This is a genomic window from Halorubrum sp. 2020YC2, assembly GCF_018623055.1.
Taxonomy (GTDB): Archaea; Halobacteriota; Halobacteria; order Halobacteriales; family Haloferacaceae; genus Halorubrum.
Window position 1 is genome coordinate 2,303,581 of record NZ_CP076019.1, and the last position, 15,362, is coordinate 2,318,942.

20 protein-coding genes and 1 pseudogene are annotated in these 15,362 nt (G+C 70.0%); 15 read left to right on the plus strand and 6 right to left on the minus strand.

The window, feature by feature from the left end:
• The first annotated feature begins 50 nt into the window (after nt 1–50).
• Entirely contained in the window at nt 51–944 is an 894-nt protein-coding gene (locus KI388_RS11520) for an isoaspartyl peptidase/L-asparaginase (protein ID WP_215086762.1), read from the plus strand.
• 43 nt (nt 945–987) lie between these two features.
• Here KI388_RS11520 and KI388_RS11525 read toward each other — a convergent pair whose 3' ends face one another.
• Entirely contained in the window at nt 988–1,560 is a 573-nt protein-coding gene (locus KI388_RS11525) for a cupin domain-containing protein (RefSeq protein ID WP_215086763.1), read from the minus strand.
• 576 nt (nt 1,561–2,136) lie between these two features.
• Here KI388_RS11525 and cofD point away from each other — a divergent pair.
• The 8 genes from cofD to KI388_RS11565 all read left to right on the plus strand — a co-directional run bounded on the left by cofD (nt 2,137) and on the right by KI388_RS11565 (nt 7,926).
• Nucleotides 2,137–3,174: a 2-phospho-L-lactate transferase gene (gene cofD / locus KI388_RS11530; protein WP_215086764.1), complete on the plus strand. Its 1,038-nt coding sequence runs from the start codon at nt 2,137–2,139 to the stop codon at nt 3,172–3,174.
• Nucleotides 3,171–4,031 (plus strand): tRNA-dihydrouridine synthase, encoded by an 861-nt coding sequence (locus KI388_RS11535; protein ID WP_215086765.1) that lies wholly within the window; start codon nt 3,171–3,173, stop codon nt 4,029–4,031. Before cofD ends, KI388_RS11535 begins: the two co-directional genes overlap by 4 nt.
• Nucleotides 4,028–5,062: a triphosphoribosyl-dephospho-CoA synthase gene (locus KI388_RS11540; protein ID WP_215086766.1), complete on the plus strand. Its 1,035-nt coding sequence runs from the start codon at nt 4,028–4,030 to the stop codon at nt 5,060–5,062. Before KI388_RS11535 ends, KI388_RS11540 begins: the two co-directional genes overlap by 4 nt.
• A complete protein-coding gene (locus KI388_RS11545; RefSeq protein ID WP_215086767.1) occupies nt 5,059–5,709 on the plus strand; it encodes a DUF447 domain-containing protein in 651 nt (216 codons plus the stop codon). The genes KI388_RS11540 and KI388_RS11545 overlap by 4 nt, the downstream gene beginning before the upstream one ends.
• Before the next feature lie 119 nt (nt 5,710–5,828).
• Nucleotides 5,829–6,023 carry a 30S ribosomal protein S17e gene (locus KI388_RS11550; protein ID WP_215086768.1) on the plus strand — a complete coding sequence of 65 codons (195 nt, stop codon included), beginning with the start codon at nt 5,829–5,831 and terminating at the stop codon, nt 6,021–6,023.
• A gap of 85 nt (nt 6,024–6,108) precedes the next feature.
• The gene (locus tag KI388_RS11555; RefSeq protein WP_215086769.1) at nt 6,109–7,344 is read left to right on the plus strand and encodes a tripartite tricarboxylate transporter permease; all 1,236 of its coding nucleotides are present in this window, start codon (nt 6,109–6,111) and stop codon (nt 7,342–7,344) included.
• Between the two features lie 134 nt (nt 7,345–7,478).
• Entirely contained in the window at nt 7,479–7,658 is a 180-nt protein-coding gene (locus KI388_RS11560) for an HVO_2753 family zinc finger protein (protein ID WP_128909087.1), read from the plus strand.
• 1 nt (nt 7,659) lies between these two features.
• On the plus strand, nt 7,660–7,926 hold the full coding sequence (locus KI388_RS11565; protein WP_215086770.1) for an elongation factor 1-beta: 267 nt from the start codon (nt 7,660–7,662) through the stop codon (nt 7,924–7,926).
• A 161-nt stretch (nt 7,927–8,087) separates the two neighbouring features.
• Here the strand turns inward: KI388_RS11565 and KI388_RS11570 are convergent, their stop codons facing one another.
• Together KI388_RS11570 and KI388_RS11575 are read right to left on the minus strand one after the other, a co-directional pair.
• The gene (locus tag KI388_RS11570) at nt 8,088–9,362 is read right to left on the minus strand and encodes an RNA-guided endonuclease TnpB family protein (protein WP_215086771.1); all 1,275 of its coding nucleotides are present in this window, start codon (nt 9,360–9,362) and stop codon (nt 8,088–8,090) included.
• The gene (locus KI388_RS11575) at nt 9,359–9,514 is read right to left on the minus strand and encodes a DUF2080 family transposase-associated protein (RefSeq protein ID WP_215086772.1); all 156 of its coding nucleotides are present in this window, start codon (nt 9,512–9,514) and stop codon (nt 9,359–9,361) included. Before KI388_RS11575 ends, KI388_RS11570 begins: the two co-directional genes overlap by 4 nt.
• Nucleotides 9,515–9,567: 53 nt before the next feature.
• On the opposite strand from KI388_RS11575, the pseudogene tnpA reads away from it, so the two are divergent.
• Nucleotides 9,568–9,966 (plus strand): annotated as a pseudogene (gene tnpA, locus KI388_RS11580) (IS200/IS605 family transposase).
• A 46-nt stretch (nt 9,967–10,012) separates the two neighbouring features.
• Here tnpA and KI388_RS11585 read toward each other — a convergent pair.
• Both KI388_RS11585 and KI388_RS11590 read right to left on the minus strand, forming a co-directional pair.
• Nucleotides 10,013–10,441, minus strand: a complete 429-nt coding sequence (locus KI388_RS11585; protein WP_215086773.1) for a DUF5809 family protein — start codon at nt 10,439–10,441, stop codon at nt 10,013–10,015.
• Nucleotides 10,442–10,477: 36 nt separating this feature from the next.
• Nucleotides 10,478–10,966, minus strand: a complete 489-nt coding sequence (locus KI388_RS11590; protein WP_215086774.1) for a DUF5810 domain-containing protein — start codon at nt 10,964–10,966, stop codon at nt 10,478–10,480.
• Nucleotides 10,967–11,476: 510 nt separating this feature from the next.
• Between KI388_RS11590 and KI388_RS11595 the strand changes: the two genes are divergently transcribed.
• From KI388_RS11595 to KI388_RS11615, 5 genes are read left to right on the plus strand one after another with little or no spacing between them, the layout of a single operon-like run.
• On the plus strand, nt 11,477–12,721 hold the full coding sequence (locus KI388_RS11595; protein ID WP_215086775.1) for a translation initiation factor IF-2 subunit gamma: 1,245 nt from the start codon (nt 11,477–11,479) through the stop codon (nt 12,719–12,721).
• A gap of 1 nt (nt 12,722) precedes the next feature.
• A complete protein-coding gene (locus KI388_RS11600) occupies nt 12,723–13,217 on the plus strand; it encodes a twitching motility protein PilT (protein WP_215086776.1) in 495 nt (164 codons plus the stop codon).
• Nucleotides 13,218–13,238: 21 nt separating this feature from the next.
• A complete protein-coding gene (locus tag KI388_RS11605) occupies nt 13,239–13,814 on the plus strand; it encodes a DNA-directed RNA polymerase (protein ID WP_215086777.1) in 576 nt (191 codons plus the stop codon).
• Nucleotides 13,814–14,011 (plus strand): transcription elongation factor subunit Spt4, encoded by a 198-nt coding sequence (gene spt4, locus KI388_RS11610; protein WP_215086778.1) that lies wholly within the window; start codon nt 13,814–13,816, stop codon nt 14,009–14,011. The genes KI388_RS11605 and spt4 overlap by 1 nt, the downstream gene beginning before the upstream one ends.
• A gap of 28 nt (nt 14,012–14,039) precedes the next feature.
• On the plus strand, nt 14,040–14,663 hold the full coding sequence (locus KI388_RS11615; protein WP_215086779.1) for a DUF359 domain-containing protein: 624 nt from the start codon (nt 14,040–14,042) through the stop codon (nt 14,661–14,663).
• 82 nt (nt 14,664–14,745) lie between these two features.
• Here KI388_RS11615 and KI388_RS11620 read toward each other — a convergent pair whose 3' ends face one another.
• Entirely contained in the window at nt 14,746–15,327 is a 582-nt protein-coding gene (locus KI388_RS11620) for a hypothetical protein (RefSeq protein WP_215086780.1), read from the minus strand.
• Between the last annotated feature and the right edge of the window lie 35 nt (nt 15,328–15,362).

The window sequence follows — 15,362 nt, forward strand, 5'->3', positions numbered from 1 at the left end:
GTCGCCGCCGGCTTCCGGGCGCTTATGTGGCCGCCGCGGGAGCCTCCGGTATGCGAGTCATCGTCCACGGCGGCGCCGGCGGCGCCCCCGACGACCCGGAGCCCAGACAGGCGGTCCTCGACGAGGCGGCCGCGCGCGGCGCGGACGCGGCGACGCCGCTCGACGCGGTGGAGTCCGCGGTCGGCGTCCTCGAGTCCGACCCCCGGTTCAACGCGGGCGTCGGCGGGGCGATACAGTCCGACGGCGTCGTCCGCACCGACGCGGGCGTGATGACCTCGGACCGCGAGGTCGGCGCGGCCTGCTCGATGCCCGGGGTCGAGCACGCGGCGAGCGTCGCCCGCGTGGTCCACTCCGAGACGCCGCACATCTTCGTCTCGGGCGAGCACGCGGTCGACCTCGCCGCGGAGTTCGGCGTCGAGACCGGCGTCGACCTGCTCACCGACGAGAAACGGGAGCGGTACGAAGAGGAGAATCCGCCTCGCGGCGGCCCGCGCGAACACCTCGACTGGCTCGCCTCGCGGTTCGGATCGGGAGCGGATCAGGCGGGCGAGGGGTCGGAGCGCGACGCACCCGACCATGACACGGTCGGCTCGGTGGCGACGGACGGCGAGACGTTCGCCGCGGTGACCTCCACCGGCGGCCGGTCGTTCGCGCTCGCGGGGCGCGTCGGTGACGTGCCGCAGGTCGGGTCCGGGTTCTTCTGCACCGAGGCCGGCGGCGCGAGCGCGACTGGCGCCGGCGAGGACATCGCGCGCGTGACGCTCTCGCGGCGCGCCGTCGACTTCCTCGACGACGGGCACGGGGCGCAGGAAGCGGCGGACCGGGCGATCGAGGAGTTTGAGGAGATCACCGAATCGGGTGCCGGCGTGATCGTCCTCGGGGACGAGGAGGTGGGAAGCGCTTTTAATACGGACGGGATGCAGACGAGTATTGCTTATAAATAACCGCGCTGGGTGGGGTTTCGGAGGATACCGGCGATCAGTCGAGTTAGCTCTGGAGCGGGGGGTTCTCGAATTCGGCACCGCACCCCTGGCAGACAACGACCGTGTGGATCGTCTCATCCAGAGTGACACGCAGGTCGGGATCGCCACACGCGGGACAGTTTCGTGGAACGTGCTCAGCGTCGCAGTCCGGGCAGACGAACGTGAGTTCATCGTCGCGCATCTGGAAGCGCAGGGTGTCATTCTCGCAGTCGGGACACGCTGCGGGGATTCGGATATCTTCGGTGTCACGAGGGGCGCCCATCGCAACTGCGATGAGTTCGCGATCCGAGTTGTTCTTGCCCGATTGAAATTCGCCGGGAGAGTACCGAATCGCTTCCCGTTCGCCGACGGTAACCTCACCGTCTAGTGTCTCGAAGGTTGCCTCTCCTTTTAGAACGACGAACACCTCCTCTTGATCCATGTGGGCGTGAAGCCCTCCGGGAAATCCCTCACCTGAGGCAATCCGGTAGTGGTTGAGTGCGATATTGGTCGTCTCTAAGGGCTCTGATAACCCACGTCGAACGCTATCTTCGCCAACAACGTGAGCCTCTACGTTGCTGATAGCGACTTTTTCCATGCTATCAGTAGAGACATAGAGAGGGAAATACGCACAACTTTTCAGAGGGACCACTTCCAGTACTCTATGAAAATAGAGCTCGAGTTCTATGACATCGATTTATAGATAGTGAAGCAGTCTTGTGGGAACTACCCCCAAGATTCTAGCCGCTCACTAATAAATGACTGGCGACGGATCGGCGTCGGTAGAAGTCCCCAAAGCCCCAGCCGCGAGGACTCGCGCGGCTTGCTGCGCGCCTCGCTCAGTCGCTCGCGTTGCTCGCTCCTTCGCTGCGGTGCTTGCTACGCCGTGCTTCGCCCTCGCGGCTGCCCCTTTGAGTCCCACCCGACCGCACCGCAACCGCACCTCACGCCTCCCCAGCCTCGTCGGCCGGCCTCCGCTTCGCTCCGGCCGGCCGACTCCCTCGCGCGTGCTGCTCGGCCGCGGGGCGGCCTCGCAGGCACGCGCCGGCCGTGAAACCGGCCGAGCCTCGTCGTTTACTTATAAACGAGCTCAGTCGGTCGCTCGTCATTTCCCTCGCTTGTCTCGTCGCGCGCGGAGCCGAGGATACAAGCCCGCCCGCCGCCTTGCGCCGGTATGGTAACCTTCCTCGCCGGGGGGACGGGCACGCCGAAGCTCCTCGACGGCGCGGCCCGGGTGTGGGATCCGGCCGAGACCGCGGTCGTCGCCAACACGGGCGACGACGTCGAGCTCGGCGGCCACCTCGTCTGCCCGGACGTCGACACCGTGCTGTTCGCGGGCGGGGGCGTCCTCGACCGCCAGACGTGGTGGGGGATCGACGGCGACACGACCGCGACCCACGAGGAGCTGCGGCGGCTGGCCGAGGAAGTCGGACTCGGGACCGCCCCGCGGTACCTCGACGACGACGCGCAGACCGCGGGCCGCGATATCGCCCGCTGGCGGCGCTTCTCGGCGGTTGGCGAGTTCATGGAGATCGGCGACCGCGACCGCGCGGTCCACCTCACGCGCACGAGCCTGCTCGACGAGGGGAAGTCGCTCACCGAGGCGATTCGAACCCTCGCGGACGCGTTCGGACTCGACGTCGACCTCCTCCCGATGTCCGACGACCCGGTCGCGACGCTCGTCCACACCGAGGGCGGCGAGACGCTTCACTTCCAAGAGTACTGGGTGGCGCGCCGCGGCGAGCCGCCGGTCGCCGACGTGGAGTTCCGGGGCGCCGACGACGCCCAGCCGACCGACGCCGTGCTGGCGGCGCTCGACGGTCCCGTCGTGATCGGTCCCTCGAACCCCGTGACGAGCCTCGGGCCGATGCTCGCGCTCCCCGGGTTCGAGCGCGCGCTCCGGGAGGCGCCCGTGGTCGCCGTCTCGCCGTTCGTGGGCGACGAGGTGTTCTCCGGGCCGGCCGCGGCGCTGATGGAGGGGGTCGGCCGCGAGCCCTCCACCGCGGGCGTCGCGGAGGCGTACCCGTTCGCGGACGCGTTCGTCCTCGACGAGGAGGACCCGACCGAACTCGACCGGCGCGTCGAGCGCACCGACACGCGGATCGACGGCGCCGACGACGCCGAGCGCGTCGCTCGGGCCTGCGAGCGCGCGCTGGAAGCGATCGACGGCGACGGGGCGGACGCGCGGCCGCCGCGGGAGGGCGCGGAGTGACCCGAGGCGGCGACCGGGCCGGGGCGCCCGCGGGCGGCGAGCCGTTCCTCGTCGCCGCGAGCCTCAGCGGCGCCGCGGACGCCGAGTGGGCGCTCGACGCGGCCGCCCACGTCGACGCCGCCCTCCTCGGCGGCGTCGCGCTCGATCCGGCCAGCAGGGCGGCCGCCCGGGACCTCGTCGCCCGCGGGCGCGAAGAGTTCCTCCCGGCCGACCCGCTCGCGTTCGTCGCCGCCCAGCTCGACGCGCTCGCGGACGCGCCGGTCCGACCCGGAGTCAACGTCCGGAGCGCGACGCCCGGTCCGGTCCGAACGGCCGCCGAGATATGCGCCGAGCGCGGCGCGGTCTGCGAGGTCAACGCCCACTGCCGACAGCCGGAGCTTCGCGCGGTCGGCTGCGGCGAGTCGCTGCTGCGCGAGCCGGACCGCCTCTCGCGGTACGTCGCCGCCGCGGCCGAGACGGGCGCGACGACGAGCGTGAAGGTCCGCGCCGAGGTGCCCGGCGTCGACCTCGTCGCGGTCGCGGAGACCGTCACGGCGGCCGGCGCGGACTGGCTCCACGTCGACGCGATGGATTCGGAGGCGGCGGTCGCGGACCTGGCGGCGGCGGTCGACGCGGCGCCTGAGTCCGGTGACGCGAGCGGCCTCGCGGGCCTGACGCTCGTCGCTAACAACGGCGTCAGGGGCCGCGAGACGGTGAACGAGTACGCCGCGCACGGCGCCGACGCGGTGAGCGTCGGCCGACCGACGGAGGACCCGCCCGTCCTCGCGCGCGTCGCGGACGCGGTAGAGGCGTGGCGGAGCGGCGCGCTCCCGAGAGAGGAGGGGAGGTCGGACCCCGAGTCGGAGGCGAGACCGTGACCCGCGGCGGGCGCAGGGACCGGGGACCGACCGATCCCGTCGACGACGCGACGCTCGCGCTCCTGCTGGAGGTCGCCGGCACGCCGAAGCCCGGGAACGTCGACCGCCGCCGTGACCTCGACGACCTCCGGTTCGAGGCGTTCCTCGGCGGCGCGGTCGGCGCTCGCGCCGGACTCGAACTGGCGGCGGGAGAGACGGCGGCGGACGACCCCCCCGGCGTCGGTGCGGCCTTCGAGCGCGCCGTAGAGGGGATGGCCGCGCGCGCCGGGACGAACACGCAGTTCGGCTGTCTGCTGCTCTTAGTCCCGCTGATCCGGGCGGCCGCGGACCCCGACCGAGGGCTCTCGCCCGACGGCGTCGACGCCGTCTGTCGCGGGACGACCGTCGACGACGCCGTCGCCTTCTACCGGGCGTTCGAGGCCGTCGACGTCGCGGTCGACGACCCGCCCCCGGGCGCGGACGACCTCGACGTGCGCCGCGGGAGCGACGCCGAACCCGCACTCCGCGAGCGGGGGGCGACGCTACGCGACGTGCTGGCGCTGTCCGCGGAGCCGATCGAGTCGGCGGAGTCGGCCGGTTCGGTCGAGCCGGACCGCGTCCCCGACCGGAACGCCGCGGAGTGGACCGAGGGGTTCCCGCGCACGTTCCGCGCCGCCGAGTGGATCCTGACCGACGAGGGGCCGCTCGCGGACCGGGCGGCGCGGGCGTTCCTCGGGCTGCTCGCCGCGGAGTCGGACACCCTCGTCGCGTCGACGCGAGGGGCGGAGACGGCCCGCGCGGCGAGTGCGCGGGCGAGAGCGCTTCTGGAGTCGGGCGAGAGGGTTCTGGAGCCGGACGAAGGGCACCCGGACGGCCCGGTCGGAGACGTCGCCGCGGTCGAGGCGGCGGCGGTCCACGGCGCCGACCTCGACGCCGCGGAGTCGCTGGCGGCGGCGTTCGTCGCGGAGGGGACCAACCCGGGCACGACCGCCGACCTCACCTGCGCGGCGCTTTTCATCGCGCTCCGGCGCGGAGCGGAGGTGGCGCCGTGAGCGGCGGAGCGGCGGACGGGGACCCCGCCGGCGTCGCGCCCGACGGCTGGCCGGCGCCGCTCCGGGGCGTCACCGAGTCGGTCGTGACGACGCTCGGCCCGAACGACCGGTGGAACGTCGCGGCGCTGGGACTTCACGCCCCCGAGACCGACGCGGACGGGATGCCTGAGGGGCCGGTCACGGCGCGCACCTACGGGCGGACCCGCACGTGGCGGAACTTCACCGAGCGCGGGGGCGGCGTCGTCCAGTTCACCGTCGACCCGCGGACGTTCGTGGACGCGGCGCTCACGGTCCGAGAGGTCGACGAGCCGGTCCTGCCGAGCGCCGACGCGTGGGTCGAGGTCGACGCCGAGGAGGTCGCGGCCGAGACCGAGGGCGACACCACGATCCGGACGTGGGAGCTGTCGCCGGTCGAGTCGGCGGTCGTCACGGAGCGCGTGCCGACGGTGAACCGCGGGTTCGGCGCCGTCGTCGACGCGACGGTGGCCGCCTCGCGGCTGGACGTGCCGGCGTTCGACACCGGGGAGCTGCTGGAGCGACTGGAGTACTTCGCGGACGTTGTCGAGCGCTGCGGCGGCCCGGCCGAGCGCGAGGCGTTCGCGCGGATCGACGAGGCGACCGGCTGGCGGGAGCGCGACCGCTCCTGACGGGGCGGCCCCAGCGCTTCGGCACCCCGACGGTACGGGTCCGAGCCGCCGGGAGCGCGGCTCGCGGCCGCTCGCGGCGGAACGAACCCTTTTAGTTCGGGCCGCCGGTACCGCTCGGTATGGCCATCAAACCCAAGTACATCAAACAGCTCGGGAACGTCCTGCTGGAGCGGTACCCCGACTCGTTCAACACGGACTTCGAGACGAACAAGGAGAGCGTCACGGCCCTGACCACCGTCGAGTCGAAGGGCGTCCGCAACCGCATCGCTGGCTACGTCACGCAGAAGAAGGCGCAGGCGGCACAGCACGCGTAACCGCTCGGTTCGAATTCTCGCCGGTTCTGCCGACCGCCGCGACCGCCCGACACGTTAAGTCCGGAGCCGCGGCCATCCCGCCTCGATGGACGCGCTCGTGCGGCCGGTGGTCGACCCGACGTTCGCGGCCGGCGCGCTCGCGTTCCTGCTCGGCGGCGTCGCGCTCGGGACCGCGAGCGGGCTGGTGCCGGGGCTCCACGCCAACAACTTCGCGCTGCTTTTAGCCGGGTTCGCCCCCTCGGTGCCGGCGGACCCGCTGTTCGTCGGCGTCGCGATGCTCGGGGCGGGCGTCGTCCACTCGTTTCTGGACATCGTCCCCGCGCTCGCGCTCGGCGTGCCCGACGCCGCGACAGCGGTCGCCGCGCTCCCGGGACACCGGTTGGTGATCGCGGGGCGCGGCCGGGAGGCGCTCCGCCTCTCCGCGGTCGGCTCCGGGCTGGCCGTCGCGCTCGCGGTGCCGCTGGCGGTCCCGGTCACGTGGCTGATGGTGCGGTGGTACCCGACGCTGCGAGCGCACCTGCCGCTGCTGCTCGGGGGCGTCGTCGCGCTGCTCGTACTCACCGAGTCGTCGCGGCGGGCCGCGGTCGGCGGGCTGGTCGCGTTCCTCGCGAGCGCCGCGCTCGGGTTCGCGACGCTCGACGCCGACCCCGCCGCGCCGCTGTCGACCGGCGGCGTCCTCGCGCCGCTTTTCGCCGGACTGTTCGGCGTCCCCGTCCTCGTCGACGCGCTCGGCGGCGACGGCGTCCCGCCGCAGGCGGATCCCCGGATCGCGATGCGGGCGCGCGACCTCGGGACGAGCGCGGGCGCCGGCTCGCTCGCCGGCGCGGTGGTCGGGTACGTCCCGGGGGTGTCAGCCGCCATCGCCGCCGTGGCCGCGATGCCCGCGGTGCCGCGCGCGTCGGCCGACCGCGGGTTCGTCGTGGCGACGAGCGGCGCGAGCACGGCGAACACGATCTTCGCGCTGTTCGCGCTGGTCGCGCTCGGGACGCCGCGGACCGGCGTGACCGTCGCGATAGACCGGGCCGGCGTGCCGTTCGCGCTCCCGATGCTCCTCGTCGCGGCCGCGACCGCCGCCTGCTTCGGGTTCGCGCTGGTCGTGCTGGTCGGTGACCCGTACCTCCGGATCGTCGGCAACGCCGACTACACTCGACTGTCGCTCGGCGTGTTGGGGCTGCTCGCGCTCCTCTCGTACGCGTTCGCCGGGCTGTTCGGCGTCGGCGTCCTCCTCGTCGCCGGCGCCCTCGGACTCGTCCCGCCGCGGGTCGGCGCGCGGCGCGTCCACCTCATGGGCGTGCTGATCGGGCCGTTGATCGCCGGGTGAGCGGGCGGCGGCGACGTGGCGCCGCGGCGGACGAGTCCGAGGGCGCTCCCCCGTCGAGTGGCACGATACCGGGGCACACGACGCGTTCCGCCGGAAAGAACAACGGTTAAAAGTCGCGCCCGGTGAGTACGTGTATGAGCCAGAGCGACTCTCAAGGAACCCCGCAGTGCGTCTCCTGTGGGATCCAGGTGTCCGGCATGAACGCCGCGCAGTTCTCCTGTCCGGACTGCGGCGCCACCATCTACCGGTGCTCGAAGTGCCGGAAGCAGAGCAACCTCTACGAGTGCCACGACTGCGGGTTCCGGGGGCCCTAACATGGGCGACGTCGCCGCCAAGATCAAGGTCATGCCGAACAGCCCCGAAGTCGACCTCGACGACCTCCAAGACCGCCTCGAAGAGGTCCTCCCCGAGGGCGCGAAGATCCGCGGCTTCCAGCGCGACGACGTCGCGTTCGGGCTGGTCGCGCTCCTCCCGACCGTTATCGTCCCCGACGGCGCGGGCGGCACGGAAGCGGTCGAGGAGGCGTTCTCGCAGGTCGAGGACGTCGAGTCCGTCGCGGTCGAGAACGTCGGTCGCCTGTAAGGCGCCGAACCAGTAGCGCGCCGCGTTCGCGGCGCTCGCGGTCCGATTCTGCGGTCTCGTTCGTCTCGAAGAGCGGTCGCTCCGCCGTTCGGTCCAGTTGATTGACTTACCGACCCGACTCGTGAACCGCCTCGGGGTCAAGCTCCGAGGCTTCCCGTGGATCAGTCGGACACTCCCGCGACACCATCGGTCTGATAACCTCGAACGGTGTCGTGGGTCACGGTCGGGGCGTCCACGGCCCCCGATGCCTGCCGTCGCACCTTTCGCACCGTAGGAAGGCTGTTGAGAACAGGCACATTCCAATCGAGTTTCTTGATTCCTTTCACAGCGATGTTGACGCTTACACCACGGTCGCTGTGGTCTTGATGACCGCACGACCGACACTTGAACCGCTTCTTGTTGCGGTTCGCACGCTCCGTATGACCGCACATCGGACACCGCTGACTCGTGTACTCAGGGTTAATCCACGCGGTCGGAATACCCTCGAACGCCGCCTTGTACGACGTATAGAACTGGAGGGCGCGGAACGGGAGGTGGTGCAAGCGTCGGTTCATCCGCGTGCCGTAGTCGATACTGTCGCGCACCTCTTTGAGGTCTTCAAAGACGATACACGGCTTGTCGAACTGATGACTCCAGTCCACGATGTGTCGAGACACCTTGTGGAGTCGGTCACAGATAAACCGTCCCTCGCGCCCTTTGAGTGTATCGTGGATGCTATCTTTCCCCGCGTTCTGGACACGCTTTCGCATCGTGAAGTAGCGATGGCGCTCGAACTTGATTTCGGGGAAGTCGATGACGAGCGTGTCTTCGACGCCATCCTCGGTGAGTGCGGTGAGGGCCACGTTATCCTCGTTTACGTCTACGCCGATGATCGTCCGGGAGTCCTGTTTGTCTCGAACAGTTTGCTCGGTGTTGGTGACGTTGATGTGCAACTCAGCGGTGTCGTTGTGGAACAAGGCTTCTGCTGTCCCAATTTTCCACTCGTCACTTTCGAGTGCGGTCTTGAGGATGTCGAGGTGGGCGTCACTTCCTTTGAGGACTCCCTTGACGTGTTTGTACGGCTTCGCGCTGATCCGAAACGCCACATCACCATCGTCGGTGAGAGACAGATTGTACCCTTCCTCGTAGTTCGCACGAAGCGGATACGCACCGTCTTTGGTATGACTCGGGTGGCCGAAGTCGTCGTACTCGTAGTAGTTCTCCATCGCCCCGAGTGCCTTCGAAACGACGCGCTGTGTCGTGTTTTTCACGAGGTTGGCGTCGTCAGCCACGCTGTCGGGGATCGCGTCCCAGTCCACGCCTTCTTTGGCGAGCCTGATGGTTTCGTTGTACACCGAGCGGGCTTCGAGTGTGGCGTCGTACAGCAGACTCTCGTTGTCATTCTGGATGTCGAGTTGGAAGTCCAGAGTCTTGATGAGAGCCTGTGAGTTGGTCATTCTTTGTCTTGTCCAGTGGCTTCCGAGATTCGGACGACTTTCACATCAGCCCCACGCCAGCGTTTGGGGACGGTGACGTGGGCGCTATTCCCGAACGGCTTGACCTCGCCGTCGAGAACTTCCTCGCCGTCGATTTCAAAGCGGTTCGCCATACTCGAGTATATCCTTTGGATATAGTTAACTGTGCCGGAGACGTGTTCTCAATATGGGTGAGAAGCGGTCGAACCACACGGTGTACAACGTCAAATACCATTTCGTGTGGTGTCCGAAGTATCGACACGCGATACTCGAACCAAATGAAGATTCGCTGGTAGCGAGTTTCCGTGACGTGTGTGATGAGTACGGCTACGAGATATAGTCGCTCCACATCTCGCCCGACCACGTACACCTGTTCCTCTCTGCCCATCCGAAGCACGCACCGAGCGAGATCGTGCGAACAGTCAAGAGCATCACGGCACGAGAGATGTGGGAATAGCACGAACCGTTCTTGGAAGAATATCTGTGGGGCGGTGGCTTCTGGGAACAGTCGTACTACATCGGAACGGCGGGAGAGGTATCCAGCAAGACAATTGAACGGTATATTGATCGGACAGAACACGTCTGAGTGTCGGCTTCACTCTCGGGGTCAAGCCCCGAGGCACTCGCCTTGCTTATCTGTAGAACTCCTCGCGATAGACGCGTCCGAAGGCGTTGCGGCGGAGGGTGCTGGCGGCCGCGTCCGGCTCGTCCTGATACGTCGCCGCGACGACGGTGTCCGCGAAGGGGATCGGGTGCCACACCACGTTGTCGACGTTGTCGGAGCCGATCCGCACCACGTCCTCGTCGTCGAACCCGCTGTCCGCGAGCCACTCGTCGAACTCGGCCGACTGACCGACGTGGACCGCGAGCAGCTCCGCGAACGTCGCGTCGCGCGCGGTCCGGATCACCTCGGGCGTGACGCGCTCGTCGTACTCGTCGGCGTCGAACGACATCGCCTTGGTCGCCTCGCGGACGACGACCTGCGCGACCGGCCCGACCTCCTCGTAGCGTTCGAGCGCCTCGGCTCGCGTCTCGGGTGCGAACGTGCCTCTGGTCTCCATACCCGGCGTTGACCGGCGGCGGGCAAGGGCGTTCCGCTACGCGTCGCGGTCGGGGGCGTCGCCCGCGGAATCGGAGTCCTCAGCCTCGGCGTCCTCGGCGTCGGCGTCGTCCGCGGCCGCCTCTCGGGTCAGCTCTCGCGCCTCGCGGATCGCCTCCGCGACGGCCGGGTCGTCGACCGCGTCGGGGTCCGGGACGCCGGCTCCGGGGGAGGGGTCGCCGCCGTGGGCGTGACAGTGGTCGTGGCCGCCGTGAGCCGAGGGGTCCGCCCCACCCGACCCCATCCCGACGTCCGGGCGCCCGCGGGCGACGGTGTCCTCGAACACCTCCTCGTACTCGGCGTCCTCGGCGTGGGGGGTCACCTCGGCGGCGAGTTCCGCCGGCTCTCGCTCGCTCCAGTCGGACGCGTGGTCGTCGAGCCACGACTCGTGGTCGCCGCCGTGGAGCATCGCCGTGAACGCGAGGTGGTGCGCGAGGTGTTCGCCGTCGCGCTGCGGGGTGTCACAGACGGGGCACGCGTATCCCATTGTGATTCGCGTTGGCGCGTGGGGCGTAAATCGGCGTCGGACGATATCGACGGTGATGCTGTTCATATATGAGCGGTTGCCATCGCCGATGCTGAGAACGCCTCCAAAGCCCCAGACGGCTCCGGTCGAAGGCCTCGCTGCGCTCCTCGCTCACTCCGTTCGCTGCGGTGCTTGCGTCGGCCGTCTTCCCGGAGCCGACTGCCCCTTTGAGTCCCTCCCGGCACCGTCCCTCACCCCACACCTCCCCAGCCTCGTCGCTGGCGCCAGCGACTCCCTCGCGCGTGCTCTCGCCGGCGGCTTCGCCGCCGGCTGTCAGAGAGACTTTCGGTCTCTCACTACTCGCGGCCGCCTTCGGCGGCCACTCGGAGGCACGCGCCACCGCATCGCATTGATGAGTCCGAACGGTTCCTCGTCGGCTCGCCCGCGGGAGTCTCTCGCGGCTATAACAGCAACTTTATCACTCGCACGGGGCGAATTTCGCATAAGACTGCTCCGTTAGGAGGTCCAACAGTGACTGAAGCCAACACACAACCGGAGGTGAACATCGGTCTCGTCGGTCACGTCGACCACGGGAAGACGACGCTGGTACAGGCGTTGTCCGGCTCGTGGACCGACCAGCACAGCGAGGAGATGAAACGCGGCATCTCGATCCGGCTGGGGTACGCGGACGCGACGTTCCGCCGCTGCCCCGGCGTCGACGAGCCGGAGTGTTACACCGTCGACGAGGAGTGCGAGGACGGCTCCGCGAGCGAGCCGGTCCGGACCGTGTCGTTCGTCGACGCGCCGGGCCACGAGACGCTGATGGCGACGATGCTCTCGGGCGCCTCGATCATGGACGGGGCGGTCCTCGTCGTGAGCGCGACCGAGGACGTCCCGCAGGCCCAGACGGAAGAGCACCTGATGGCGCTCGATCTCATCGGGATCGAGAACATCGTCATCGCGCAGAACAAGGTCGACCTCGTCGGCCGCGACCGCGCCGTCGACAACTACGAGCAGATTCAGGAGTTCGTCGAGGGCACCGTCGCGGAGGACGCGCCGATCGTCCCCGTCTCTGCCCAACAGGAGGTCAACCTCGATCTGCTCATCGACGCGGTCGAGTCCGAGATCCCGACCCCCGAGCGCGACCCGGACGAGAGCGCCCGGATGTACGCGGCGCGCTCGTTCGACATCAACCGCCCGGGCGCGACCGCCGAGGACCTCAAGGGCGGCGTCGTCGGCGGCTCGCTGGTCCGCGGCGAGCTGTCGGTGGGCGACGGGCTGGAGATCCGCCCGGGCCGCGAGGTCGACGAGGAGGGTCAGACCGAGTGGCGGCCGCTCGAAACGAGCGTCCGGTCGCTTCAGGCCGGCAGCCGCGACGTCGAGACCGCCCGCCCGGGCGGCCTGCTCGGCGTCGGCACCGGACTCGACCCCAGCCTGACGAAGGGCGACGCCCTCGCCGGGCAGGTCGCGGGCGAGCCGGGAACGCTCCCGCCGACCCGCGAGGAGTTCGAGATGAAGGTCGACCTCCTCGACCGCGTCGTCGGGAAGGAGGACGACGAGAGCGGCGAGAGCGACATCGAGGAGATCAGCACCGGCGAGCCGCTGATGCTCACGGTCGGCACGGCGACGACGGTCGGCGCCGTGACGAGCGCGCGCGACGGCGAGTGCGAGGTGAGCCTCAAGCGGCCCGTCTGCGCCGAGGAGGGCGCACAGATCGCGATCAACCGGCGCGTCGGCGCGCGCTGGCGGCTCATCGGCGTCGGGACGCTGGCGTAGCGTGGCCGACGACGCCCGCGCGGACGGTCCGGAGTCGGCCTCCGCGGACGACGCGGGTCCGACCCCCGCGGGCGACGCCCGAACCGGAGACCTCGCCGGCGGCGGTCCGGGCGGCGTCCCGGTCGTCGCGCTCGACGCGAGCGCCCTGATGGCGCCCGTCGAAGCTGACCTGCGGCTGTTCGAGGAGCTAGATCGGCTCCTCGGCGGCTACGAGACCGTGGTGCCGACGGCGGTTATCGCGGAGCTGGACGGTCTCCAAGCCGGAAACGGCGCGGAGGCGACCGCCGCGAGCGTCGGGGCGGACCTCGCAGAGCGGGCGGACGCAGTAGAGACGGACGAATCGTACGCCGACGACGCGCTCGTCGCCCTGGCCGCGGCCGGCCGGGTCGACGCCGTCGTCACGGTCGACGGACCCCTCCGGAACCGGGTGCTGGCGGCGGACACACCAGTAATCGGTTTAAGGGGTCGGAACACACTGGCGATAACGGAACCCTAGCGGCCGCGGACAACCAACAACATGTACAAACGAGTTCGACTCAAGGACACGGTCGAGGTCCCGCCGAAGCACCTGGCGGACGTCACCGACGAGCGGGTGAAAGCTCTGCTCCAAGACAAGCTGGAAGGACGGATGGACGAAGAGGTCGGCAGCGTCGTGAGCGTCATCGAGGTTCACGACATCGGTGAAGGCGCGGTGTTGCACAACCGCCCCGGCGTCTACTACGAGGCGGAGTTCGACGCGCTCACCTACGACCCCGACATGCAGGAGGTGGCCGACGGCACCGTCGTCGAGACGGTGGAGTTCGGGGCCTTCGTCGGGATCGGGCCGGTGGACGGGCTACTCCACGTCTCGCAGATCACCGACGAGTACCTCACGTTCGACGGCGCGAACCAGCAGCTCGCCTCGTCGGACTCGGACAAGACGCTCGGCGTCGACGACGCCGTGCGCGTCCGCGTCGTCACCAAGAGCATCGACGAGCGCAACCCGCGCGACTCGAAGATCGGACTCACCGCGAAACAGCCCGGGCTGGGCAAACACGACTGGCTCGAAGGCCAGCGGAAACACCGCGAACAGACCGGTGAGGAGGCCGACTGATGGCCGAGGACCGCCTGGCGTGCCGGGAGTGCCACCACGTCAACGACCCGGACGCCCAGACCTGCGCGCTCTGCGGGTCGTCGTCGCTGACCGAGGACTGGGCGGGCTACGTCATCGTCACCAAGCCCGCGGACAGCCAGATAGCCGAGGAGATGAACGTCTCCGAGGCGGGCGCGTACGCGCTCAAGGTCCGGTAACCGTCCGCGTCGACGCCGGAGGAAGAAGATGACCGACGCATCCGACCCGCTTCTCACGCTGCCCGAATCGCTGCGCGACGCGTTCAAGCAGCCGCTGGGACCGGTGACGACCGACGTCGCCGCGCTTCTGGAGGCCGTCGACGAGACTCGCGAGCGCCACGGTTCGCCGGACGAAGACCCTCCGCAACTGATCGCCGTCGGGGACGTGGTCACCTACCACCTCCGGGAGGCCGGTCGCGTGCCGGACGCCGCGCTGGTCGACGGGAAGACGGAACGCGAGGCGGTCCGCGAGGAGATAGCGACCGCGCTCGACGCCGCGGCGGAGCGGCGGATCGCGGTCGAGAACCCGGCGGCGGCGCTGTCGCGGTCCCTGCTTGACGCGCTCGCGGAGGCGCTCGCGGCCGCCGAGCCGGTGACGATCGAGGTGACCGGCGAGGAGGACCTGGCGGCGCTGCCGGCGATGCTCGCGGCCCCGCTCGGGTCGACCGTGGTCTACGGCCAGCCCGGCGAGGGGATGGTCCGCGTCGCGGTCACGCCCGAGACCCGACGGGAGGCCCGAGAGCTGTTCGAGGGGTTGGCGGGCGACACCGCGGCCGCCTACGAGATCCTCGGCGTCGACCCGGACGGGACCGATCCGGACGCAACGGTCTAGGAACCCCGGAGCGGCCGACGCGCCGCATCGCGCGGCGGAGGGGGGCGACCGCGGCGAGGGACGCGACGCGCCGAGCGGGCGCTCAGTCGCGATCGACGAGGAGGGTCGCTGAGAGGACCGCGACCCCGGCGACCAGCCCGACCGCGGACACCAGCTGCGGGGTTATCGGGGCCGCCTGGAGCGAGAGGTACGGCTCAATCCCGTTGCGTCGGAGGCCGGTGAGCGCCTCCACGCCCCAGTGACCGCTCGCCAACAGCGAGAGACCGACGAGGGCGCCGAGACCGCCGGTGACGAACCCGATTCCGGTGAGCGCGTCCTCGACCGCGAGGAACGTCCAGACGTCGTCGCCGCTCGGTTCGGGACCGCGCGCGAGGCGTCGCTGGAGCGCGACGAGGCCGAGACCGGCCCCGCCGGCCGCGACCGTGCCGACCAGTACGATCGCCGCGACCCCGAGCGGCGTCGCGGCCGGCGGTCGCGAGAAGGCCGCCTCGCGGACGGCCCCGGGCAGGGTCGCGACGAGCGGCCCGGCGAGCGCGCCGAGGAAGGCGACGGCGCCGCAGATCCGGGCCTTCCGGAGCGGCGACAGCGGGACGATGACGTTGGCCGCCCGGACGAGGTCGTACCGCGAGCGGTCGGTCGGGTCGAATCGGTCGTCGTCGGACATCGGCGTGGTAACGAGACACAGGGGACGGAGAGGTG